Source organism: Pseudoalteromonas sp. BZK2 (genome assembly GCF_014349195.1).
Classification (GTDB): Bacteria; Pseudomonadota; Gammaproteobacteria; order Enterobacterales; family Alteromonadaceae; genus Pseudoalteromonas; species Pseudoalteromonas simplex.
The window spans coordinates 31,667-55,123 of record NZ_JACSOG010000011.1 but is presented as its reverse complement, the minus strand read 5'-3'; the positions used below and the strand labels follow the sequence as shown (position 1 = coordinate 55,123).

Genomic DNA, 23,457 nt, shown 5'->3' with positions numbered 1-23,457 from the left:
CTGTTGAAATCAGCAAAAAACTTTTTGCCAAATAGCATGAGTATTCGTGTTGACAAAATCACCATTTAGGCGGATTCTTAAGCTTCTTCAACTTACTTTATTAAATACCATGATGCAGCTAAACCAACGACCAACAAACAATTGTATGCGCCTGACCTCATCAGTCGCATGGTCTGTTATTTGCTGCGGTTAATTAAGTAAGTTTTACTAACCGCGTTCTAAGCGGTTGGTTATTTCCCTTTTAAATTTTCTTCCGCTTTTTTCGCCTTTTTAAAGGAATAAGCTAGTGCCTGTTAAAGCCTCATATTTTTTAATGGTGGTGATTTGGTCAACAACACCACTGGGTATTGTTTGGAGTAGTGAAACGGTAGCACCAACCCTGGCTGTGTTTTTACGCATGCTGGTGGGGCTGGTGTTGGCTTCGTTTGTCGTTGCTGTTGCCAATATCCGAGTGCCTTGGCATCGCCGTGCTTTATTCCTTTATGGCTATTCAAGCATAGGTATTTTTGGCGGCATGTTATTAAGCTACATGGCCGCTAAAACAGTGCCTTCTGGCTTAATATCATTAGTGTTTGGCCTTGCGCCAATTTTATCGGGCTTACTTGCGCAAAAGATCTTGAACGAACCTAAGTTTAGCGCCATTAAGCTTGGCGCCCTTGGCTGTGCCTTAATTGGTTTATTTTTAGTAAGCCAGCGCCATATTCAAGGGGGAGTAGAGCAGCTTAGTGGCCTGTTATATGTATTTATGGCAGTGTGTTTTTTTAGTTTGAGCGGTGTGATGATCAAACGGGTAAGAATTGCTATTCATCCAATGGCCACCACATTTGGTGCGTTGGTTTTTGTAACCCCACTGTTTTTTATTACTTGGTTGCTGGTAGATGGCCAACTTAATAGCCAGATGTGGAGTGCAAAATCACTGTACTCAATTGTTTACTTAGGCGTGTTTGGTTCATTAATTGGTGCGCTGGCGTATTTTCATGTATTGCAAAAGTTGAACGCCAGCACGGTCGCATTAACAACCCTGATCACACCAAGTTTTGCAATTGCGATTGGTGGTTTGCTTAATGATGAGCCCATTGACCAAGCTCTGATTGTTGGCGCGACCATCATTATGATTAGTCTCGCGTTTTTTCAGTTTGGCGATAAGTGGCTTAAGCGCTTTAAGCGTGTGAAGTCAATAGAAATGAGTTAAAGCTAGTAGCCGCTTCGGCGGCTACATTTTTGCAATTTGAATGACTAAACGACGGTTTTTGTTTCTGTCCAAAATGTTGTCATTACTGGCAACATGGCGCTTTTCACCGTAACCATCGGTATCTACTTTGCTTTCATCAACCCCTAAGCTAACAATGTAATCTTTAATCGCTTTAGCACGTTTTTTTGATAATTCGAGGTTATTCCAGCGACCACCGTAGCTATCGGTGTAAGAAGATATTGAAATAGATTCGATGTTGGTGTCGTACTTTAAGTATTCGCCAATTTTATCTAAGCGTTTTTGTGATGATTTAGTCAGTTTGCTGGTATTAGGCTCATAGTTCATCACTGTGAACGAAATATCTTCAAAGCTGTATGGCAGCATTGCATCTCGGCACTGTAAAAACGCCCAATAGGCTTGCTTAAAGTTGACACTCGATAAACCAACGGCAATTTTATCGGCACTGTTTTGCCAGTCTTGGTAATAAAATGTCGGTTGGTAACCTTTTTCTAGTTCGGTGAGCATTTCCCAAGCAGTTTTGTTACCAAGCTCGCCGTCAAACTTACGTAATAGCTTCATGTTTGCTAAGTCGCGAGCAGGCATACCTGCACGCCAACTAGGTGGTACGGCTTTTAGACCAGCAATACTGTAGTTGTCTGGGCGTACGACCATATCAAGGTTAAAGTTTACGTCTTTATTTTTACTGGCAGTGGTGCTGAAAATTGCTTCACCATAGTAAGGAACTTCATGATTTAATTGGCATTCTAAGCGAGAAGTTTTAACCATTTGCCAGTTCGACATATCAGCATTAGCGGTATACTCACGCATGGCTGCATGCGCATTTATACTTGCAACTGAGGTTAATAGGCCTAGGCTTAAAGGAAGTAATGAAAGCTTCATCACGGTAATTCTCCAACAAATCATCAATGCCAAATAATTGGCAATTTTTGTGTTTAATTGCTTCAGCATACTAAACACAGGGCTAGCTGATTAATATAAAGCAAGTAATGTGCCTAAAAACTCAGTAAGAATCTGCGATTTCACACTATTTACTCTAGCAGAGTAGCCGTGGTTTTTGACATAATAGCCAGCTTACACTGGCAAACCAAGAAGACTATGGAAAATACTGAACAAACTCTTTTCGCAAAACGCTTTCGTGGCTTTTTTCCTGTTGTGATTGATGTTGAAACCGCAGGTTTTAACAAAGAGACCGATGCGTTATTAGAAATTGCTGCATCTGTACTTAAAATGGATGACGACGGCGTGTTAAGTATTGATCATACGGTGCATTTTCATGTTGAGCCATTTGAAGGCGCGAATATTGAACAAGCGGCCATTGAGTTTAATGGTATTGATCCTTTTTCTGCGCTGCGTGGTGCAGTGCCTGAAGAAGAAGCGATTAAAGAAATCTGTAAGGTTGTGCGCAAGGCACAAAAAGCAGCGGGTTGTCAGCGTTCAGTGGTAGTAGCACACAATGCAGCGTTTGATCACGGCTTTTTAAATGCCGCCATTGAGCGTTGTAAAATTAAGCGCACGCCATTTCATCCATTTGTTAGCTTTGATACCACATCATTGGCAGGCCTTGCACTAGGGCAAACAGTATTAGCTAAAGCGTGTAGGGCGGCAGGGATTGAGTTTGATAATAAACAAGCTCACTCAGCACTTTATGATACCGAACGCACAGCAGAACTGTTTTGTTTAATCGTTAATCGCTGGCAACAACTCGGCGGTTGGCCATTGCCTGAAACTGAAGCGACAGAAGAGGAGCAAGACTCAGCCGTTAAAACGACTGAGTGATCTTACCTTCAAAAAAACGCACCATGTTAGGAGGGTAAATACGTGAAAACTGTTTACTCTCTTGCGCTATCTTAAGCTCCACCCCTGGATGCATTAATTCATTTACTTTTAAGCGACTTGTTGCTAATAAGCGCGCAATCTTAATTTTCACTAAGTGTTTCTTTTTCTTTGTGTTGGCTGTTTTAATTTTAATCTGCTGCTCGCTGGCAGTGATCTTTTTAATATAATGCGCCCGTTGAGCTGGGTCGGGTATTTTATTGGCCTTTTTGCGTGCTTGCTGTAAGGCAGCTGCTTTGGTCGCTAATAACTTTTCAAAGTCATTAATTTGCTGCTGCTTTTGGCGTAAATCATGCCAGTACTGAGCAATGAAAACCCGTGTTTTAGTGCCTGACGGCGCACCAAGCTCGCCGGTTTCAATTCGCATCGCATCTAAAATATTGCCACCAATAATTTTGCCTCGCGGATTATTGGCTTTGCCAACGCGAATAAGGCGACGAGCGCTTAAATCACAATGCAAAGCCTGACGTTCAATGAATAAATCATGCTCTGTTTTTATATGGCAGTACTGAGCATAACCAACAGAGATAGTGCGCGAAGCCGTGATGTTACAGGTAAAGTTTTCAACGTTTTCACGCTTTCTGCCAACAGCACCAAGCATCACGGTGACTTCACTTTTACTTTCAATTGTGGCTGATTCAACAAAGCCTAATACAGTGATATCACCCGTTGCTTTGACGCGCATTCCATCTTTTACATCACCACTGATAATGACACTACCATCAAATTCGACATGGCCCGTACTAACATCAACATGATGAAAGCACAATACATCATCCACGCGCATACCGCGGGGTAGGGCAACAGGCACGCCTTTAGCATCGGCAATTAACATATTGCTATTGTTTGGATCGATACGCGTTCCTTCAAATGGCTCAAGAGGTAAGTCTTTACCGGACTTAGCTGGCATCACATCACCAAACACCGTAAAGCCATCTTCACCAGGTGTTGCAGGCACTCGTTGCATTAATGGCGTGCCGGGTTTAACGGTAATAATGGCACCTAAATTACGCATGTCGACTTTACCGCCAGAGGTCGCTTGCGGGCTAAGAACGCGGTCTTGTGCTGTTGAGCATAAGCGCACGAATTTAGCATCAGTGCCTTCTTTAGGCATTCTGCCATGGGCAACAATTGCGCTGTAATGGGCGCCGGGTGGTTGCTTAAATTGTTGGCCTAAAAAAGTATCAAGGGCACGTAAACTAATGCCTTTAATCACTCCCGCCTCTGCAAGCACCTCTTGCGCCATATCCATGCTAACAATTTTACCGCCACGGGCTGTTGTTAAGCTTGCTTCAACCACCATGTTTTTAGCATCGACTTTTACTTCAAGGTGAGCATCAACGGCTTTAGCAACCACTAAAGATTGGTTTTGATATTGGCTGCTAGGTATGAACAGCTTACCTATATTGGCATCAATATATTCGTAGTTGGCATAAGGCGACTGCTCAAGTAATTCAATTAATTGAGAACTCGTAGTAGGAAAACCCGCATCCCTAGGATGCTCACACAAAGAGACATAGCCACTTTGTTCATCGAATGAAAACATCGACATCTGAAAAGCCCTGTAAAAAACTGCCTGTTATTATAGTTATGTGTTGTTACAGGTTATTTTTGGAGAAGGGTAACAACGTTTCTTATTTCAGCACAACTTTTGTACTATGTTAAGGATTTGTATGATTAAAATGTGAAAATATGTATAAAACTGATTTTTCCTGCTTGAAATTTCAGCAGTCAAAGGCACTTAGCAAAAATTTCCCGATTAATGCCTTGAGTCTGAACAGGCTACTCAGTTATACTGCACGAACACTCTGAATGAGATACCAAATTCAGGGGCTGATTAGGATTCGACGGAATTCAAGACGCCCGAGGTGCATGTCGAGGTGCGGTTGGCCTCGTAAAAAAGCCGCAATTTAAAGTAATCGCAAACGACGATAACTACGCTCTAGCGGCATAATAGCCCGCTAGCACTTCTCCGGTGTATGTCTGTGGACCCGGTTCTGAAGTGTCACCCTACACGGACTCGCTACGGAAACCCTGGCCGGGGTTGAAGGGCTAAAACTAAGCGGCCTCGCCTTTGCAGATCGTGTTCGTCCGAGCTGTATAAGGTTAACTAAAAGACGATACTAAGCATGTAGTACCAAAGGTCGAGGCTTTTCGGACGGGGGTTCAAATCCCCCCAGCTCCACCAAATATGAAAAAGGCTGCTCTCAGAGCAGCCTTTTTTATTGCGTATGTTCTGTTCTGAAACCAGCTAATACGTAGAAGAGTTATGACAATTTCAAAGACTCATACTCTTATTACTACTCGTTCCCCAGATTCATTAGATAATGTAATTAATGTTAAAAACAGTGGTGTTTCTAGTTCAATGGCATCTTCTAAAAGTAGAAATAACAACAGTAACCGGGTATTGATCCCTGCGGTGCCCCAGCCTAATTTTGACCAAAAGTCATCAAATGCATTTTTTAATATCCCGTTTACATCAATCCAATAATCTAAGTCTTTTTCCAGTGTGTTAGAGAGAAATAATAACCTATCATTCAAATCTTTTATTGCGTTTTCTTGGGCTGAACTAGCTTCAAATAAATTTATTGATTCCCTTATTTTTGAAAGTGTGGCAGGAAACCTTTTTAAGGCCATCGCAGCTGCGCCTATCTTTTCAAGTTGGCGTTGGATGCCAAGCCATGATTCAAATTTATGTGCCCCATAACCTACATCTCTTATATCCGCTAAATAAAATTTATAATCATTCAATTTACTTAGTTCGGTTTTTATTTGTTTTATATTGATAGCTGTTCCATCCTCACCTTCAAATAAATGATTAAATAGGTTATTAAAGTCACCAAAACGCTCATCAACTTGAGGGTAAAGCATCAATATATTTAATATACCGTTGTATACAATCTTATTCGTTTTTATTAAGTAAGCTAGGTAAACTACAGCCTTTTGAAACAGCTTTCGTCCGCTTAACGTCTCAAATTGACGAAATACTTCTTTTCCGGATTGCATCGACATTGAGATTTTGCTTTGCGTGTACGGCCCATTCAATTTTAAAGTATATTTTTCCACCGCCGATGAAATTGCACTTTTCGATACAATAGTTGGAATATTAATAGGTAGGTTTCTAGCCCTTGGGTTATTAGATAAATCTAATGAAGCGAAGAAGTCTCTTAGTTCCGATACATCATGAAGTTTGTTATCTACATTCGCATACTCAAGCCCAATAGCACCGCTAAAATTAGGGTCTTGGGTAGCTTGTGCTACTCCCAACAAAATACTTAGATTAGCCTCTCTACACTCGCTTAAACCGCTGGCGGTAGCTTTAACCCTGTATTCATGTTTTACGTACAGATTACCGTTAGTGTCTACGTCAATTACCAGATCAGAGTTTACATCTTTAATTTTATTTAGATCATAGCCTATTATGCTTAGACCTAATCGTGTATTACTGTTCAAAATAGTTTCTAATCTAGTTGTTAGTGCTATGACCTCGATAACTTTCTCTTTTGAGAGTGTTTCTATTAAAACAGAAGCCTTTTTCGAATCACCTACAGCCATACAGCAATACATTTCTTCGACCTGAGGAGTTAGTGTGTTTATGATTATTTTCAATTTATGAAGCTCAGAAGAAAACTGAGCTTTATTTGATTCAAGACTCAATCCAAGCTTGATATTTGCAGCTTTTTCAAGCTTAGAAAGGATATTATTTTTAAACTGCTGATATTTGGTAATGACACGGTCAAAATTATTTTGTGCATTCTGGTCAAATGAATTTAAAGAGTTCGCTACTTCTTCTCCAAATACTGCTAGGGGGCTAAGCTTTTCTTTGGTAGCAGTTTTTACCATTTTTTCGAATTTTTCTGCGTTTTGCGATAATTTTTTTTGTATTTCTTTAATTTTTATAGAAAGGTAATCCTCAGCTTTTTCTGCGAGTTCTTTGCCTTTATCAGTTGTAGTAATTGCTTCATCTAAATCAAATATTCCTAAAAGTTGCAAAATGATTTTTTGAGCTAATTCATTTGCATCAACTTGAGTAGAGATTATTTTTTTATCGACTTCAGCTTTTAATTGAGTATCAATAAGGCTTTTAGTAACGGTATCTATGTCTTCTTGTCCAAATAGGAGTTTTGCAATTGGCTTATACCACTTATCTTCACTGACTTGTCCTGTGATTCTATCAAGTAGGCTTTGTCCTAAGTTGCTATTCTCTTCCAAATACTTTACTAATTCATTGCCTTTGCCGAGTAAAATATCTACATATTGTCTCGCCAATGCATCCATCCCTTTTATTTCAGCATCAATTGCAGCTTTAAAGGAGTTTTGATGTTGGTTTTCTTCAAGTATTGTTAATAGGATTTCTAATTTTTGTTGGGTATTGCGGTAAACAATAAATTCTAAGTCACCTCTGAGTTCTTGACTTCGAGTCATAGTAACCCCAGTAGTTGCCTGTATATTAATGAGCTTTCCATCTATATCTGTCGAAGTAGCAAGGGACTTTCCAATACCTAACTCACCTGACAATACCAATCCAGACGCTGCTTTAATTGAGAAAGCTTTGTAGCCTTCAGTTGCCCCAGATAAGGTTACTCTTGATAATTTTGTGTCTACATTGGATAAGTTCCAAGGTCTAACTTGTGTTCTCAGCATATTCCAAATAACATTATGTGTAGGAACAGATTCTTCAACTTGGTAATATGAGTCAAATTCAATGCTGGCCACTTTATCTAAGCCTACACCCAGTTTTATTAAGTTAAGCTTACCCGATGCAGATGCCTCTACTTTGTATCCGGCACGAGCATCATGATTGACTACACAATACTTTTCAGGGGTGGGTGCTCCAGGTAATTTTTTTAGTTTATCTTTTTGTAAAAGTGAAAGGTAAAATGAAGCAGTTGCATTGACATTCAAACCTATATCGACCCAATTTATCGTAGAACTATGTGCTTTTGAAAATTCGATTTCTTCATTTAAACTTTGAACCTGTTCACCGATAGGTGAGTTTAACTCTTCCCATAAATCAAGCGCATTGATAGCTTTATTGTAAACTTCAGATGATCTGATCTTATCTGCTTCTTCTGCAGGTATGAGTGCTAGTAATTGCTTGGTCTTATTTTTTACATTTTCAGTAATTGAAATGTTCTCAGAGTTTGATACCAAATTGCGTATATCTTCTAATTTAGAGGTAATTTCTTGTGTTTCAGAGACAACTGAGAATATGTAATCGATTAACTCATTTATTTGGACAGGAGCTAAAAATCTTTCAGGGACTATTCTGTCGAGGGAAGATAAAAGTTTCATATGTAATTCCTCTTGATTTGTTACCAAAGATATTCCGTATCTAACGCACTGAAAGTACGTACAACAAATAAGAAATCAGTTTAAAATATCGTATAACAATTATTTGCTTTACACTTTCTTAAATCTTATAAGCATTGAATAAAGTGTTTAATATATTTTTCGCTTAATTTGTCACTCAAGATTAATATTTTTTATGGCATATCTAGATGTTTTTGTATCCAGAGCATTCTAGTGTTCACTAACTATAGGGGTTGCTTGTACCTGAATTTTGTATACATCATTTACATATAAGTAGAAGAATAAAAATGACATAAATAAAATCATTAAACCTATCACTGAAGAGCTAAATTCAATGCCAGTTTTACCTATCTTGAAGGTAGCATTACTTGAACTCTCTGGTTGTTGAGTTTTTAATTTAAATTGCAAGTACGAAAGGTAAAAACCACCAAGTACAAGAAGAGTAACAATAATAAAAATACCTATAGTCATCCAATACTGTAGTTCATAAGCTTCTTCAGTTACGGTCATTAACTTTTTTTGGTGAAGTAATAACTCTCTTTTTAAGCTGACATTAATAGATAGGTTTTCAGTTTCACTCTTAAGCGTTTCATACTGATAATCTAACTCTGCGGCTGCAATCTTTTCGAAAGGATCTGCAGATTCAGAAGCCATTAAGAAGCTGGAGTTGAAAAGCATTAGAAAAAACAAGATTAAGTATAAATTAGTTTTCATTTTGGTTCTCCTTACAGGCCTTGTACTTAGGGTATCTTTTACAAAAGTCTTTAATATTAAATGGCTTTATTGTTGGCGATGGAGACGGAATCAATGGAGGCAAGCTAGGGACGACCATCTTATCTGGGTCGCAGCCAACACATATATTGGAGTTCTTTGTTAGTGATTTAAAATCAAGAGACTTAATTTGGTCGGGCAAAAGTATTGCTTCATTATTTAATTTCCCTTTTGGAATTATCAAAATTTTATATTCTTTATAAAAATCTTGTTCTTTTATCAGTTTTTCGAGCAAGGCACTGCTCTCCTTGTTATTTTCATTCGCAAAAGAATCGAAAGAAAAAAGGAGAGGTGTTACGAAAAAGAGCAGAACCATTCTTTTGTGTTTAATTAACATATTGACAACCTTCTTGCTGAACTAGGGAGTAAGAGTCTGAAAAATCGTGATTAGTTAACTCTCAAAACTTTCACTGTTATAAAACCAACGTTATTGGCCATTCTTGACTTAATGTCGTTAGCAAAAAAGGTGAGTTCGCCATCTTTTCTGGCTTTAAACTCGCCATTACAGCCTATTACTTTTGCTTGGTTATCATCTCTTCCAACAGAGCAGCATAAAGTAAACCAGTCAGCTGATTTAACTCGCTTTAACCTGCGAGCAAGCTTGATTGTTAGCTCCACGAAACCAAGCTGGACAGTTTCGGTATTCCAACCATCGGCATTACATTTAATGCTGCCATCGCTCCAAACATCGTCTGCTTCAGTGGTAATTAAATAGACTTCACCAGCTTCCACTAAAATGCCTGAGTGATTAAATAGTTTTGCAGAATCAACTTCTATTTCTATTGATTCATTAACCTCCAATGCAAACCATACTGGTCTTGGGTTATTGCAATAACTTTTAACTCCGAAGCCATTTATTGGCTCGTCTTTAAAGGCAAAGAATACATTGTGCGAGACGTTTAATAATGACTTAGGGCGGTAATCTTTGTCGAATGCAATTCGTTCGGTAATTGAGTTATGAATAACAGGTTTATGCTTACTCGATAGCTTATCTTTATCTATTACACAACAGACGCGATCCTCAAGAGTGAGCCAGTCAACAATTGGCCAGCGATCTTGTTGATGATTTTTACCGAGAGCAGTTGCTTCTCTTTGGAGATCATCAAGTCCAATCATGTTTTTTAACCTTAATGGTAACGCCTTTTGAAGCGCTTTCTCTGAAGGCATTTTTAATTCAGGATCTAGCAAGTCAAACTTTTTAACTTGGTATGCAATCCAATTGATCAGATAAGAAAGCGTTAAATCTGATAAGCCATCACGATAATAACCTCCACCGACATCACTATGGGCACCTGCAAACCATAACTCAGTGATTCGGTTTTCTTCATAGTTCATTAGTGTTGGTTGAAATGCTTTACGTTTGTCATCTAAGCTGACGAGGTGAGTAGCTTGTTTGATTATTTTTGAAATAGTATGCCCATCTTCAAAAACAACTTCATAGTCAGGGCGTTCAGCTTTACTTAAATTAGGCAAGCCAATGCTAGCCACGGTATCAAATACTGCTAAATAAACAAAAGGTACTGTTTGTTTATTTAATAAGGGGGATTTTTCAATAATTTTAGAGCAAAAACGGCGGGCTAAGGCTGCCCCTCTTGAAAAACCTGTAACAATAATTTGATCGCCTTTTTGATAAACTCGATTAAAGTCATTAATCGCTTTTATCAAAATTGTTCCGACGTCTTTTTTTTCAGGAGATATCCCCTGATTAATTAACCGAGACCACCAGTTACCATAGGTTCCAACACCTTGGTAATAAAAGCAGCTTTCGACCTTACTGTGTGTTGATAGGCCTTTATTCTCATCATCATGAAGATTACCACCTGCCATGAAATGAAACTTCAAAATATTGGTAATATTATCGTCTTCTTTTTTGCCTTTTTTGACGATTTGCAGGGCGTCTTCTGGCTCATTGCCTGTGCCATCGAAGTTGAAAATATGAAGTGCCATAACTCCTCCATGAGTAAATGAAACTAGCTAACAGCTTCGAGACTTCATGAATAGCTATGTATTTAAAGGTTGGTTACAAGTGTAGTTTTAATGTTAATGTTTGCAACTCTGAAATTTCCCATTCTTCTTTGTATGTATTCAACCATTTGAAAAATAGACTTTTATTCTTTCATTATAGATAAGGCTGAGAGCTGGTGAAGGTATTGGTTAAACCCCTCCAAACTTTGAAGGGGAGGTGGATTTCTAATTTCTTTGGTATTAAACAACCAACTGAACGGCATCAATGATCGGTTTGTTTTCTATATCAATGGTGTCGATGATGTGTTTGTGTAGGCGCTTTTTGTGCTCGGCGAAAATCGCGCGTTTTTTATCGAACTGGCTGGCAAATTCGAGGGCGGTATTTAACAAGGCTTCGCTGTTTGGGCAAGCTTGTTCAATAACATGATCCGTGGCAAGTTCGCCTGCGGTAACGCGGCGGCCTGTTAGCATCATCTCGTTAAAACGATAGTATGGAATGGCTTTTTTAATAAAGGCGAGCATGCCCGGTAAAAACGGGATTGATAAATCCACTTCTGGGAAGCAGAAGAAACCACGGTCGCTTTGCATAAACCTAAAATCGCAAGCGCACGATAAAATGGCACCATTACCAAACGCGTGGCCATTTATCGCTGCGATTACTGGCATTGGGAAGAGTAATAGGCGTTTAAATACCGCATCCATTGAGTGCATAAAGCCACTTACTTCTGCAAATTTTTGTGCTTTTAATGCGGGCATTAGCCAATCGGTATCTATCCCCAAGCTCCATGATTTTTCGCTGCTTGAAGTGATCACGAGTGCTTTGTGTTCAGGATTACGTTCGATTTCGTCAAGGCAAGTTAAAAAAGCCTCTGCAAAAGCAGGATTATGGCGATTTTCAGCTGTTGTCATAGTTAAGATAGCAACAGATCCTTGTGTACTTACATTCATCAGTGTCATGCTGTGCCTTTAATTTTATTGTGTTGTGGGCATAGTTATAACCCATAGGTTTAACAAAATAAACCACAAGTCTGACCAGTTGTGAATTTAGGGGCACTTCTCTTTTGTCGATATGGTCTTTTAGTCGAAACTATTTTCCAATATATCGCTAATAGTGGTGAGTCATGATAGCGTTAGCTCAAACACACTATTTAAAGCGTAACAATGGATTTGATCAGTTGGCAGTTTTTAGGTGGAGATTTATTAAGCCCGATCAGCACAATAATGCTCATTGTGGTTGCGGGCTTTACTTCTATGATTTCAGCAGCTTTTGGTGCGGGCGGCGGCTTAATGCTGCTAGTGATCATGGCATCCATGCTTCCTATGAGTGTGGTTATTCCTGTTCATGGGTTAGTGCAGTTAGGCTCTAATGCAAACCGCTTTTTGTTCACGTTTAAACATATTGATGGTGCTATGTTTGTGTACTTCTCTTTAGGGGGAGTCTTAGGTGCGCTGGTTGCCTCAACGATTGTCACATCAATACCCCTTGAATTAATGAAAATAGTGGTCGCTGCATTTGTGCTTTATTTACTGTGGGGTGTGACGCCAAAGCTCAGAGAAACCTCAAAGTTATGGCGTGTTCTCGCAGGGCTTTGGACCACGTTTATTTCGATGTTTGTAGGGGCAAGCGGGCCTTTGGTTGGCAGCTGCTTATATGTAAATAATTATAATAAGCTTAAATTTACCGCCACATTTTCAAGCTGCATGACAGTACAACATACCTTAAAAGCGATTTTATATGGGGCTGTGGGCTTTGCATTTTGGCAGTGGTTGCCGCTGGTTATGCTCATGATATTGAGCGGTGCATTAGGTACTTGGCTTGGCCTTAAGTTACTGCGCCGCATCTCGTCAGATAAATTTAAAAAGATTTTTCGTTTAGTGTTAACGGTGCTTTCCCTGCAACTTGCGTGGCAGGGGATCATGGCTTTTAGTATTTGAACAAACCCAGTTTAGCAACGATGCCGCGTTCTAATTCATTGAGCTGGCCTATGGTGTTATCAAGGTGCTGAGCTTCTTGCGATAGGCTCTTAGCGCCTTGGTTAATAAGCTGCATGGTATTTAAGATATCAGCGGTCACACTGGTTTGCTCTTCAGAACTTGCCGCCACGCTTTCGTTCATTTGATTAATGGTATTGATTTGTTTAGCAATATCTTTAAACACCGCTTGGCTTTTTTGATTCGCTTGGCTCACTTTATCGCTGAGTGACTTACTTTGCTCCGTTGCGGTTACACAATCAGAGGTATTATTGTGTAGCGATACAATAATCGACTCAATCTCAGACGTTGAATCATAGGTTTTACTAGCAAGTGCTCTTACTTCATCAGCTACTACAGCAAAGCCACGGCCTGATTCACCAGCACGAGCCGCTTCAATAGCAGCATTTAGAGCCAGTAAATTGGTTTGCTCAGCAATACTTTTTATAACATCGAGCACTTGGCTAATTTCATTACTGCTGGCGTTTAGTTGTTTAACTACGTTTGATGTATGGTCGAGTTGTGCAGCTAATTCGTCAACCATGTTGCCATTGGTATTCATATTTTGTTCGCCCTGTTGGCATAAGCGATGAACGTCGGTGGTTTGCTGCGCGGTTTGATTAGCTCCTTGCGCAATCTCTTTGGTTGCTTCACTTAACTGACTAAGCGCATTGGTTGCTGAATCAGTGCGGTTATATTCAAGCTCGGCTTCGTTTTTAGAGCGCACAGATGCTTCGTTTACTGTGCTGGCAATCATTTCAAGCTCGCTCGCTGTACTGCCTAGCTCAGTGATGATTTCTTGTACTTGCGCTATAAATCGATTGAAACCATCGACCAAATAGCCTATTTCATCATTAGATTGATAGCTAATACGTTTTGTAAGGTCGCCTTCACCTTTGACAATTTCATCAACAAGGCTATTTACGCTATCGATTGGTTTTATCACTAAAAGCCGCACGATATAAATAATCACCGCACCCAAGGCGATAAAAGAGACCAGCAAGGTTATAAACATGGTGCGTGTCGACTCAGCAATGGTGCTATGCAGTGCTTGTTGTGAGTAACCAATTTTTATGTGACCAATTAAATTATCTAAATAGTGCAAATCAATAGTTTTGCTAACCGATGCGCTATTGCTTTGTTTAGTGATAGAAGCAAGTGGCTTATTGCGATGATCTGTCACTGAAATGTTATGTACATGTTTGTTTTGCGAAAAGGCTTTAATAATCTGATTGATTAACGGCTCATCATAAGAGAATACCGGCTCGGCTAAAATAACTTGCATTTGCTCATTAAGGGCTGTGATGTCGTCTTGCCATTGTTGTGTTTGACTCGACTTTGCCAGCAGATAGTTTGCGCTGATCACGAAGATCACGCTCAGTAAAAGGCACAAAGACAGTGCCAAGGTTATTTTATATTTTAATGATTTCATTGTGCGCTCATTGAAATGGGTTAAACCACAAAGGGCTATTTTTATTAGGTGTGTTCGACGATAACGTTGGGTTATCAAGCTCAATAAGGCGACGCGAGCTTAAGTTGGCTTTTGATAAAACCGTTTGTACTTGGCTGTCTGCCAAAAACATGGCGTTAAATGTGCCATCCGCAATCATCTCGTTTAGCGCATCATTTAGCTGTTTATGTAGCGTGTGGTTGTTTTTGTTGACGAAAAAGTAAAGAGGTGCGGTGTACTTAATGACCAAGTGCGGCTCAACAGTGAGGTTAAGCTCTGAGTGATTGGCAATTTCATCCCAAGGTTCATTAACACCGCGTGGGAAGTAATCAAAGCGCTCGCCTTCAAGCATTGGGAACAAATTAGGGTATTTTAATGTAGTAACAACAGGCAGTTGATTTGCTTTTAATATTTTCGTATCTGGCCAGGTTTTACCTTGCCCAGCGGTAAAACGTTTTAAATCTTGTAAGCTAGTTACTGAGCTAAACAGTTCGCGATTTTGTGCTTTCACAATCGCGACTCGCATGCCAAGTAAGCCACGAAACAAGGGAATATAAACGGCTTGATAATCTTGCTCTAACTGAGTGGATGTCATGCTCCACATCACATCAAGCTGGTTGTTTTTTACATCGTTTAAGATACGTGCATTAGAGATATCTTTATTAGTTTCATACGGGTGAATATACTCTAAGCCAGCACGTTCGATGGCGCTGATCAGTAATTTGTGGGGAAGGGAGGTATCGCCACTATAGCTTTGAACTTTTACCGGTGCGGCAAAACAAGCCGACGTAAAAGCAAAGCAAAAAAGGAAAGCAAAATGACGCATAAAGCACCTTTGTTATTATTATGTAAACAATAAACTAAAGTGCTTTACGCGCTTTCTCAATCTTATTTCTTATGCATACGTATTCAATCACTTAGTAGGCTGTCGATTGACTTATCACCATTAAATAATTCAAACACTTGTGGTTTTTGCGGTGTATGTTCAGCGAGGTATAGCAGGGTATCTGCTACATCTTCACGATTGATTACCGCATCTTGGCGGGTTGCAGGGCGCATGGTGGTTAATAATCCCGTGGCTGCATCATTTAATAGCGTGCCAGGTCTGACAATGCTGTAATTTAATTCGCTATTGATTAAATGTTGGTCAGCCATGTGCTTTGCAACTAAATACGGTTTGATACTGCTTTCAATATTATCAGGCGCATCAGCACCGATTGAGCTCACCATTATAAAGTGCTTAACCTTGGCATCTACCGCATAATTAATCGCTTTAACTGCGGCCCATAAATCTATCAGTAAGGTTTTATCAGCACCCGTAGCGCCGCCGGATCCCGCGCTAAAAATCACTTGCTCAACCCCTTCGAAGGCACGACTAAAATCGTTTTCGAGGTCTTGCTCTACAATCGTTAAATGATTACTTTCAAGCGCAGTCAGTTTGCTTTTGTCTCTAACCAGAGCCACTACGTCATGGCCACTTGCCAGCATTTTTTCGGTGGTCATTTTACCTATTTGGCCCGTTGCGCCAATGATTAAGGTTTTCATATCAAACTCCTTCTAATTGCTGTGTAACTAAAGACCTTGGGGTGTGGATTTATTTTTAAAGGGGTACAAGCAAACTTTGAATAAAAAAGTATTATTTGGCATAGTATGAAATTAGGTACAAATTCAATTAAAAGGACTTGAAGTGAAAATATATTTTAATCTTTTGGTGGTGGTAACATTAGCATTTTGCAATGCGGTATATGCCAATCAATGGCTATCGCCTTATCCAAATAGTGAGGTTGAAAAGTCGGTTAAACTCAGTGGCGAACAGACACAATTAATGAGCCAGTTTGATGACAGTAAAAAGTCGTCAGAGCGATTTAGTTACACAGACTTTATTGGCGATGTAAACCACACATTGTACGAAATAAACAATGTTGCCACTCTCAAAGTATTTGAAAACTATAAACAAGCTTTACTCACCGATGGTTTTAATATTGTTTATTCTTGTCAGTTAGACGCTTGCGGTGACAGCAGTGATTTTGCAGAGGAAGTCGGTTACTTTCAGCTCTATAATTATCATCGTAAGCCATATTATCTTCTTGCTACTAAAGGTGAAAAGCCTGAGTTTGCCGTGTCGTTATTTGTTGGCCAGTACAACAGTAAAACGCGTGTTATGAGTAGCTCAATTGAGATTAAAGAGCTTGAAACAGGTCTGATAAAAGCCAATACAGCTGCTTTTGCAAAACAGCAAACAAATCCAGTTACCAAAGCACCTAAAGACGATATTAGAGGCTCAAGCGATCATCCATTACTTAGCCGTTATCCTGGTAGTTTTATTGAAGACTACGAGCAAATTGATTACGAAGAATTTTCACTACCAACAGGAATATTTAACCGTAAAAACAAAGCGCTACCTGCTGAAGATGTGACAGGCGATATCACTCGTATTACTTATGAAATTAGAAAAGTATCAACCCTTAAGATTTTTCATAACTATGTGTCTGCCTTAACAAAAGAAGGCTTTGAAACGGTATTTAGTTGCGAGCGTCAAGCATGTGGTGACGACCGTAAGGCAATACAAGCACTTGGTGATCACTTGTCGGTAAAACAAGTTTATAACTATTATCGCCAGCCGCGCTATCAGTTAATGAAAAGCACCACAGAAAATCAAACAACCTATGTCGCATTTTTTGTTGGGAATTACCAAGGCACTACGCGAGTGCAGCTTGTTATAATTCGAACGGAGCCTTTACAAGGCGATTTAGTTAAAACCAATCCGGACCAAGTGTTAAAGCAACTAGAGCAAAAAGGTAAAGCAGCCATTTATGGCATTTACTTTGATCATGATAAATCAGACATTAAGCCAGAATCAGCCGAGTCATTAAAAGTGATTGCGGATGTTTTAAATAAAAATAACAGCTTAAACTTGTACGTTGTTGGCCATACAGATGATAAAGGAAGTCCAGAATATAATTTAGGGCTGTCATCTAAGAGAGCTAAAGCAGTTGTTAAAGCGCTCGTGAGTCAATACGGCATTAAAGAGTCGCGTTTAATTGGTTATGGTGTAGGCCCTTACGCGCCAGCTGCCAATAATAAAAATGATTTGGGTCGTCAGCTAAACCGACGCGTAGAGCTAGTTGAGCGATTAAGTAATTAACAATCAAAAGGGGCTTTTTAGCCCCTTTAAATTTTATTACGAATTAGGTCGCGAACAATAAAGCGGGCGGGGTGAATAGCCTGACTCACACGTTCGCTAAATGGTCTTGGCTCATTGTTTAAACAAGCAATTAAATGTTCAGCACAAAGGGGGGCACTGCACAGGCCTCTTGCACCAAAGCCAGTGAGCACATGCAAGCCTTGCTGAGGTTTCGTTAACGTTTGGTACTGATAACGTTTACCCAATCTTAAATTAGCAAACGCGCTTACATAATCACTTTGTTCAGCCCATTCACCTGCCATAGGTAAATGGTCAATGAAGGTGCACCTTACAGCTGCTTTCGCGGCTGTTATTTCACCTAAGCTATTGGCAAACCCGCAGTTGGGGTAAAAGTTTAATAGTTGTTCGCGATTAGTGTGGTTGTCTTGCTCTTTAACTTCACGGCTTTTTGAGTTTTTTTCAAAGGTTGCACCCATGCAATGATGGCCCTGATATTCAGGAGTAAAATAGCCTTTGTGGCAAAGCACGGTCTTTAGGCGTTTTGACTGCTCGCTTGCTTGCACATGCGAGACTTGGCCGCGCACACCTACAACAGGTAGCGCTTGAGTTTGGCTAAACTGGTCACTGTGTTCACCTGCACAATTAATCACATCACTAAATGGCCCGAAAGTTTGCTCTTTGCTGTGTAGTAACCAGCCATCAGCGGTTTTTTCGAGCTTTTCAATATGGCAATTAAAGTGACTGTCCATTTTATTATTGGTAGTGGCAGTTAACGAATTTGCCGCATTAAATAATGCTGTGACTAGGGCTGGTGGATTTACCCAGCCGCCTTTTGCAAAGAATACACCTGAGTAGCCCGTTTCTACACCGGCAATTTCGTCGCCTTCTTCGGCGCTTACATTGCGCATTAATTCTGCTGGCCAAAGTTCTTTATCGGCAAGGTTTTGATGTTTATCAGCTAGGCCTTGTTTAACCGCGTGCTGTAATACACCACACCACTGGTGAGGGTAGTCAAAACCATCATCAAGTAATTGTTGGTATAGACGCATCGCATATAAAAAACTATGGGCGAACATTTCACTGTGTGGTGAATTTTTCGCTTGTAAATGCGGATACACAGCCCCTTGTACATTGTGAGAAGCGCCCATGGCAAGCGCTTCATCTTGGCAAAAAAGCGTGGCTTTTAGGCCTCTTTTTGCCAGTGAATACAGTACACTGCTACTGGCAATACCACCGCCAATAACAGCCACATTACTCACTTCACTTTGCTGATGAGCAAAATAGGCAGGCCCTGATTGTTGCTCATTAGGCTCAGTGAGCTCGCCAATCAGCATTTCGCGCTTTTTACCATAGCCTTTAGCTTTACTCATGCTAAAGCCAGCTTCGATGAGTCCTCTTCTGACAAAGCCTGCGGCAGTGAAAGTAGCGAGTGTGGCATTTGCTCTTGAGATAGCACGCATCTTGTTGAACAAACTCTGTTGCCACATATCTGGGTTTTTACTTGGTGCAAAGCCGTCTAAATACCACGCATCGACAACTCCTTCGCTTGGGTAGCTCATGGCGTCAATGCTGTCTTGCACGTCACCAAAGTAAAGGTCGAGTATTAGTTTGCCGCCCGCAAATTCAAGGCGATGACAGCCGGCCAAATTAATAGGATATTGAGCAATTAGTTGCTCACTATAATCTTTTAAACTAGGCCAGGCTTTGAGTGCTTGAGCAAGGTCATCACGCTTAATAGGGAACTTTTCAAAAGAGATAAAGTGCAAGCGGGTAACACTCTTTTTACCACTATGGTCGGGTTGATTTTGAACTTCTTGCTCTGCATGCTGCCTATCAAGATGAGCAGCAAAGTGCTGCCAGGTATTTAAAAAGTTAAGCCCGGTACCAAAGCCTGTTTCAGCAATCGCAAAGTGGTTACGGTCATGATTTTGTAATCGTTGCGGGATATGGTTTTGTTGATAAAACACATAATGTGATTCGGCTAAGCCATCGTCATTAGAGAAATAAACATCGTCAAACTGATCGGCGACAGGGGTACCAAGGTGATTAAAATGAATATGTGCGTTTTTGATCATGGTTTAACTAATTAACTACAAACTTTTTTCATTATTTTACGTGTTTTCTTTGAAATAGTCTGGCGTTATTTATAAGCTAGACATTCAGAGTACATGTGTACGCTAGAAAGCTGACCACTTCGAAAGTAATTTCAGCGTAAAATAGAACACAATTTAGTATAGAGCTAAGGTAATTACCCATGAGAAGAGCCGTTATTACGGGCATCGGTGTTGTTTCAAGCATCGGTAACAACAAAGAAGAAGTATTAGAATCATTAAAACAAGGCCGTAGTGGTATCGCGTTCAACCAAGAGTTTGCTGACTACAACCTACGTAGTAACGTATCTGGCAAAATCGATATTGATGTTAAAGAGTTTGTTGATCGTAAAGCAATGCGCTTTATGGGCGATGCTGCTGCATACGCTTATATCTCAATGTCACAAGCGATTGCAGATGCTGGCCTTAGTGAAGATCAAGTTTCAAACGAGCGCACTGGTTTATTAGTGGGTTCAGGTGGTGGTTCATCTAAATGGCAAGTTGAAGCGGCTGACATTTTACGTGAAAAAGGCGTAAAACGTGTTGGTCCTTACATGGTACCACGTACTATGGCGAGTACGACTTCGGCGTGTCTTGCAACACCATTTAAAATTAAAGGTGTTAACTACTCACTAAGCTCTGCATGTGCGACATCTGCACACTGTATCGGTCACGCGGTTGAGCAAATTCAATTAGGCAAGCAAGACGTAATCTTTGCAGGTGGTGGTGAAGAGCTTCACTGGACGCTAGCAATGGAATTCGATGCAATGGGTGCATTGTCTACTAAGTACAATGAAACACCAGAGAAAGCATCACGTACATACGATGCAAACCGTGACGGTTTCGTTATCTCTGGTGGTGGCGGTATCGTTGTTGTTGAAGAACTTGAGCATGCACTGGCTCGTGGCGCGCACATTTATGCAGAAATCACTGGTTACGGTGCAACGTCTGACGGCTACGACATGGTAGCTCCATCAGGTGAAGGCGCTGTACGTTGTATGAAGCAAGCAATGCAAGATCTTGAAGGCGGTATTGATTACTTAAATACTCACGGTACTTCAACACCTGTTGGTGATGTGAAAGAGCTTGGCGCTATTCAAGAAGTATTTGGTGGTAACTCGCCAATGATCAGTGCAACCAAAGCGATGACAGGTCACGCTCTAGGTGCAGCAGGCGTTCATGAAGCAATCTTCTCGCTATTAATGCTTGAGCATAACTTTGTTGCTCCATCTATCAACATTGATGAACTAGATGAGCAAGCTGCAGGTCTAAATATTGTAACTGAGCGTAAAGACGTTGAACTAAATACAGTTATGTCTAACAGCTTCGGTTTCGGTGGCACTAACGCCACATTAGTAATGAGCAAATATAAAGGTTAAACCTCTCCAGTATTTGCTTAAAGCCGAGCAATAGCTCGGCTTTTTCATTTGTTATAAATAACCCCAAAATCGTCTTAGTTGTTACCTATCCGAATACTGATAAATTCGCTACAATAGCGCCACTTTCTGCCTCTCGGACACACAAATGAAAATTCTTGCAGATCAAAATATGCCATTGGTTGAGCAGTACTTTGCCGATTTTGGTGATGTTGAGCGATTTGATGGCCGTAATCTCCAACCCGAGCAGCTAGTCGGGGTCGATATCTTGTTAACCCGCTCTGTTACCAATGTAGATAAAGCCTTACTCACTCAAGCAGATAAATTAAAATTTGTGGGCACAGCAACCATAGGTGTTGATCACATTGATACCGAGTTACTTGCTGAGCGAAATATCGCATTTAGCAGCGCACCAGGTTGTAATGCCGTGGCGGTTGCTGAATATGTTATTAGCTGCTTGTATGCCTTGAGCCAAGAAAATGCCAGTTCATTACAAGGTAAAACCATAGGCATAGTGGGGGTTGGCAGTATAGGTAGCTGTTTACGTGATAAGCTTAGCCTGCTTGGTATGAATGTATTGGTATGTGATCCACCAAAACATGAAGCCGGTGAGCTTGCAGAGCATATTGAGTTAGACACATTACTAGCCCAAGCCGATATTGTGACTTTTCACGTGCCATTGGTTAAACAAGGTCCGCATAAAACCTTGCACATGCTAGACGAAACACGCTTAAAAGCACTTAAGCCGGGTATGACGATTATCAATGCAAGCCGTGGTGATGTGATTGATAACCAAGCATTACTAGCATTGTTTGAGCAAGGCGCAAAATTAGATTGTGTGCTTGATGTTTGGGAAAACGAACCCAATATACTGACACCTCTGCTTGATTATGTACGTTATGCCAGTGTGCATATTGCAGGGCATACACTTGAAGGCAAAGCCCGCGGTACACAAATGCTGTATCAGCAGGTATGTGAGCTTGAAGGCATCGCAGCGCTTAAGTCTCTGGACGATTTTTTGCCAGAACCAATTAGCCACTCTGTCACGCTAGGTGAAACCTTTAACCTAGATGATATAGGTCGCTTAGTGCACTTAATTTATGATGTGCGTCGCGACGATGGCATTTTACGAAGTAAATTAGCAAGCGAAGGCTTTGATAGTTTACGCAAGAATTACCCGCCACGACGCGAGTTTAGTACTTTGTCGGTGGCTGCCAACAGTGCATGTGAAGGCGCATTAGCTGCACTGGGATTTAGAATTAACGAATAAAGCCATTTGCTTTATTCAAAAGAGGAAAACACATGTCGCAAAAATTTAATGTAGCCGTATTAGGTGCCACAGGTTTAGTGGGTCGTCAGATTATCGAAACTTTAGAAGATCGTAAGTTTCCGGTAGACCAATTATTTTTACTCGCAAGCAGCCGTAGTGCTGGTGAAGAAATTCAATTTCGCGGTGAGAGCATTGAAGTAATCGATGTTGAAGAGTTTGATTTTAGCCAAGCTCACATTGGTTTATTTTCAGCCGGCGGTAGTGTTTCTGAAAAATATGCACCGATTGCGGCGGACGCAGGCTGTGTGGTAATTGATAATACCTCACACTTTCGTAATGACTACGATGTGCCACTCATTATTCCTGAAGTGAATGCATCAAGCTTAGCGGATTTCAGAAATCGCAACATCATTGCAAACCCTAACTGCTCAACGATTCAAATGCTGGTGGCGTTAAAACCAATTTATGATGCTTATGGCATTGACCGCATTAACGTATCAACTTATCAAGCTGTATCGGGGGCGGGTAAAGAAGCCGTTGATGAACTAGCCAAGCAAACAGCAAACTTAATGAATGCGCGTCCGATGGATAATGCCGTTTTCCCTAAACAAATTGCTTTTAACGTGATCCCACAAATAGACAGTTTTGAAGATAACGGTTATACCCGCGAAGAAATGAAAATGGTTAACGAAACACAAAAGATCTTAGGTGATAACAGTGTTGTGGTTAACCCGACCTGTGTTCGTGTTCCCGTGTTCTTTGGTCACAGTGAAGCGATCAATATTGAAACGCGTATGCCAGTAGATATCGAACATGTGAAGCAGCTATTAAACGATGCACCAGGTGTTGAGTTTATTGAAGATTTAGCGGATTACCCAACAGCTGTGTCTGATGCAAGTGGTAACGATACAGTATACGTAGGGCGTTTACGTGCTGATATTTCGCATCCACATGGTTTAAATATGTGGGTTGTAAGTGATAATACGCGCAAAGGTGCAGCAACAAATAGTGTGCAGATTGCTGAAGAGCTTATCGCAAATTATTTATAAATCTGATGATT

The 23,457-nt window shown here is 40.4% G+C and carries 18 protein-coding genes and 1 other RNA gene; 8 read left to right on the top strand and 11 right to left on the bottom strand.

Annotation, left to right across the window (positions count from 1 at the left end; all coding sequences use genetic code 11):
* Positions 1-286: 286 nt before the first annotated feature.
* Entirely contained in the window at positions 287-1,192 is a 906-nt protein-coding gene (locus tag BIZ38_RS08360) for a DMT family transporter (protein WP_187490097.1), read from the top strand.
* Positions 1,193-1,213: 21 nt separating this feature from the next.
* On the opposite strand, the gene BIZ38_RS08355 is transcribed toward BIZ38_RS08360, so the two are convergent.
* On the bottom strand, positions 1,214-2,092 hold the full coding sequence (locus BIZ38_RS08355; protein WP_054561850.1) for a flagellar protein MotY: 879 nt from the start codon (positions 2,090-2,092) through the stop codon (positions 1,214-1,216).
* Between the two features lie 216 nt (positions 2,093-2,308).
* Here BIZ38_RS08355 and rnt point away from each other — a divergent pair, with 216 nt between their 5' ends.
* A complete protein-coding gene (gene rnt / locus BIZ38_RS08350; protein WP_138601594.1) occupies positions 2,309-2,989 on the top strand; it encodes a ribonuclease T in 681 nt (226 codons plus the stop codon).
* Here rnt and BIZ38_RS08345 read toward each other — a convergent pair.
* On the bottom strand, positions 2,973-4,598 hold the full coding sequence (locus tag BIZ38_RS08345) for a FapA family protein (RefSeq protein ID WP_187490096.1): 1,626 nt from the start codon (positions 4,596-4,598) through the stop codon (positions 2,973-2,975). The genes rnt and BIZ38_RS08345 overlap by 17 nt on opposite strands.
* Positions 4,599-4,875: 277 nt before the next feature.
* Between BIZ38_RS08345 and ssrA the strand changes: the two genes are divergently transcribed.
* Positions 4,876-5,234, top strand: a transfer-messenger RNA (tmRNA) gene (gene ssrA / locus BIZ38_RS08340).
* A gap of 98 nt (positions 5,235-5,332) precedes the next feature.
* On the opposite strand, the gene BIZ38_RS08335 is transcribed toward ssrA, so the two are convergent.
* The 5 genes from BIZ38_RS08335 to BIZ38_RS08315 form a co-directional block, all read right to left on the bottom strand.
* A complete protein-coding gene (locus BIZ38_RS08335; protein WP_187490095.1) occupies positions 5,333-8,341 on the bottom strand; it encodes a hypothetical protein in 3,009 nt (1,002 codons plus the stop codon).
* A gap of 228 nt (positions 8,342-8,569) precedes the next feature.
* Positions 8,570-9,073 (bottom strand): hypothetical protein, encoded by a 504-nt coding sequence (locus tag BIZ38_RS08330; protein WP_138617064.1) that lies wholly within the window; start codon positions 9,071-9,073, stop codon positions 8,570-8,572.
* Entirely contained in the window at positions 9,063-9,467 is a 405-nt protein-coding gene (locus BIZ38_RS08325) for a hypothetical protein (RefSeq protein WP_138617066.1), read from the bottom strand. Before BIZ38_RS08325 ends, BIZ38_RS08330 begins: the two co-directional genes overlap by 11 nt.
* A gap of 50 nt (positions 9,468-9,517) precedes the next feature.
* Positions 9,518-11,077, bottom strand: a complete 1,560-nt coding sequence (locus BIZ38_RS08320) for a T6SS phospholipase effector Tle1-like catalytic domain-containing protein (protein ID WP_138617068.1) — start codon at positions 11,075-11,077, stop codon at positions 9,518-9,520.
* A 258-nt stretch (positions 11,078-11,335) separates the two neighbouring features.
* On the bottom strand, positions 11,336-12,052 hold the full coding sequence (locus tag BIZ38_RS08315; RefSeq protein WP_187490094.1) for an enoyl-CoA hydratase/isomerase family protein: 717 nt from the start codon (positions 12,050-12,052) through the stop codon (positions 11,336-11,338).
* 204 nt (positions 12,053-12,256) lie between these two features.
* Between BIZ38_RS08315 and BIZ38_RS08310 the strand changes: the two genes are divergently transcribed.
* The gene (locus tag BIZ38_RS08310; protein ID WP_187490093.1) at positions 12,257-13,030 is read left to right on the top strand and encodes a sulfite exporter TauE/SafE family protein; all 774 of its coding nucleotides are present in this window, start codon (positions 12,257-12,259) and stop codon (positions 13,028-13,030) included.
* Here the strand turns inward: BIZ38_RS08310 and BIZ38_RS08305 are convergent.
* From BIZ38_RS08305 to BIZ38_RS08295, 3 genes are all read right to left on the bottom strand, one after another.
* The gene (locus tag BIZ38_RS08305; protein WP_187490092.1) at positions 13,020-14,498 is read right to left on the bottom strand and encodes a methyl-accepting chemotaxis protein; all 1,479 of its coding nucleotides are present in this window, start codon (positions 14,496-14,498) and stop codon (positions 13,020-13,022) included. The genes BIZ38_RS08310 and BIZ38_RS08305 overlap by 11 nt on opposite strands.
* A 7-nt stretch (positions 14,499-14,505) precedes the next feature.
* A complete protein-coding gene (locus tag BIZ38_RS08300) occupies positions 14,506-15,342 on the bottom strand; it encodes a substrate-binding periplasmic protein (protein ID WP_187490091.1) in 837 nt (278 codons plus the stop codon).
* An 83-nt stretch (positions 15,343-15,425) separates the two neighbouring features.
* Positions 15,426-16,061, bottom strand: coding sequence for an SDR family oxidoreductase (locus tag BIZ38_RS08295; protein ID WP_187490090.1), 636 nt, complete (start codon positions 16,059-16,061; stop codon positions 15,426-15,428).
* Positions 16,062-16,203: 142 nt separating this feature from the next.
* On the opposite strand from BIZ38_RS08295, the gene BIZ38_RS08290 reads away from it, so the two are divergent.
* Complete coding sequence (locus BIZ38_RS08290) at positions 16,204-17,661, top strand: OmpA family protein (RefSeq protein ID WP_187490089.1); 1,458 nt, start codon at positions 16,204-16,206, stop codon at positions 17,659-17,661.
* Positions 17,662-17,687: 26 nt separating this feature from the next.
* On the opposite strand, the gene mnmC is transcribed toward BIZ38_RS08290, so the two are convergent.
* Positions 17,688-19,736, bottom strand: a complete 2,049-nt coding sequence (gene mnmC / locus BIZ38_RS08285) for a bifunctional tRNA (5-methylaminomethyl-2-thiouridine)(34)-methyltransferase MnmD/FAD-dependent 5-carboxymethylaminomethyl-2-thiouridine(34) oxidoreductase MnmC (RefSeq protein WP_187490088.1) — start codon at positions 19,734-19,736, stop codon at positions 17,688-17,690.
* A gap of 179 nt (positions 19,737-19,915) precedes the next feature.
* On the opposite strand from mnmC, the gene fabB reads away from it, so the two are divergent.
* The 3 genes from fabB (at position 19,916) to BIZ38_RS08270 (ending at position 23,446) form a co-directional block, all read left to right on the top strand.
* Entirely contained in the window at positions 19,916-21,130 is a 1,215-nt protein-coding gene (fabB, locus tag BIZ38_RS08280; RefSeq protein WP_187490087.1) for a beta-ketoacyl-ACP synthase I, read from the top strand.
* A 145-nt stretch (positions 21,131-21,275) separates the two neighbouring features.
* A complete protein-coding gene (locus BIZ38_RS08275) occupies positions 21,276-22,397 on the top strand; it encodes a 4-phosphoerythronate dehydrogenase (protein ID WP_187490086.1) in 1,122 nt (373 codons plus the stop codon).
* Positions 22,398-22,429: 32 nt separating this feature from the next.
* Positions 22,430-23,446, top strand: a complete 1,017-nt coding sequence (locus BIZ38_RS08270) for an aspartate-semialdehyde dehydrogenase (protein ID WP_054551679.1) — start codon at positions 22,430-22,432, stop codon at positions 23,444-23,446.
* The last annotated feature ends 11 nt before the right edge of the window (positions 23,447-23,457 follow it).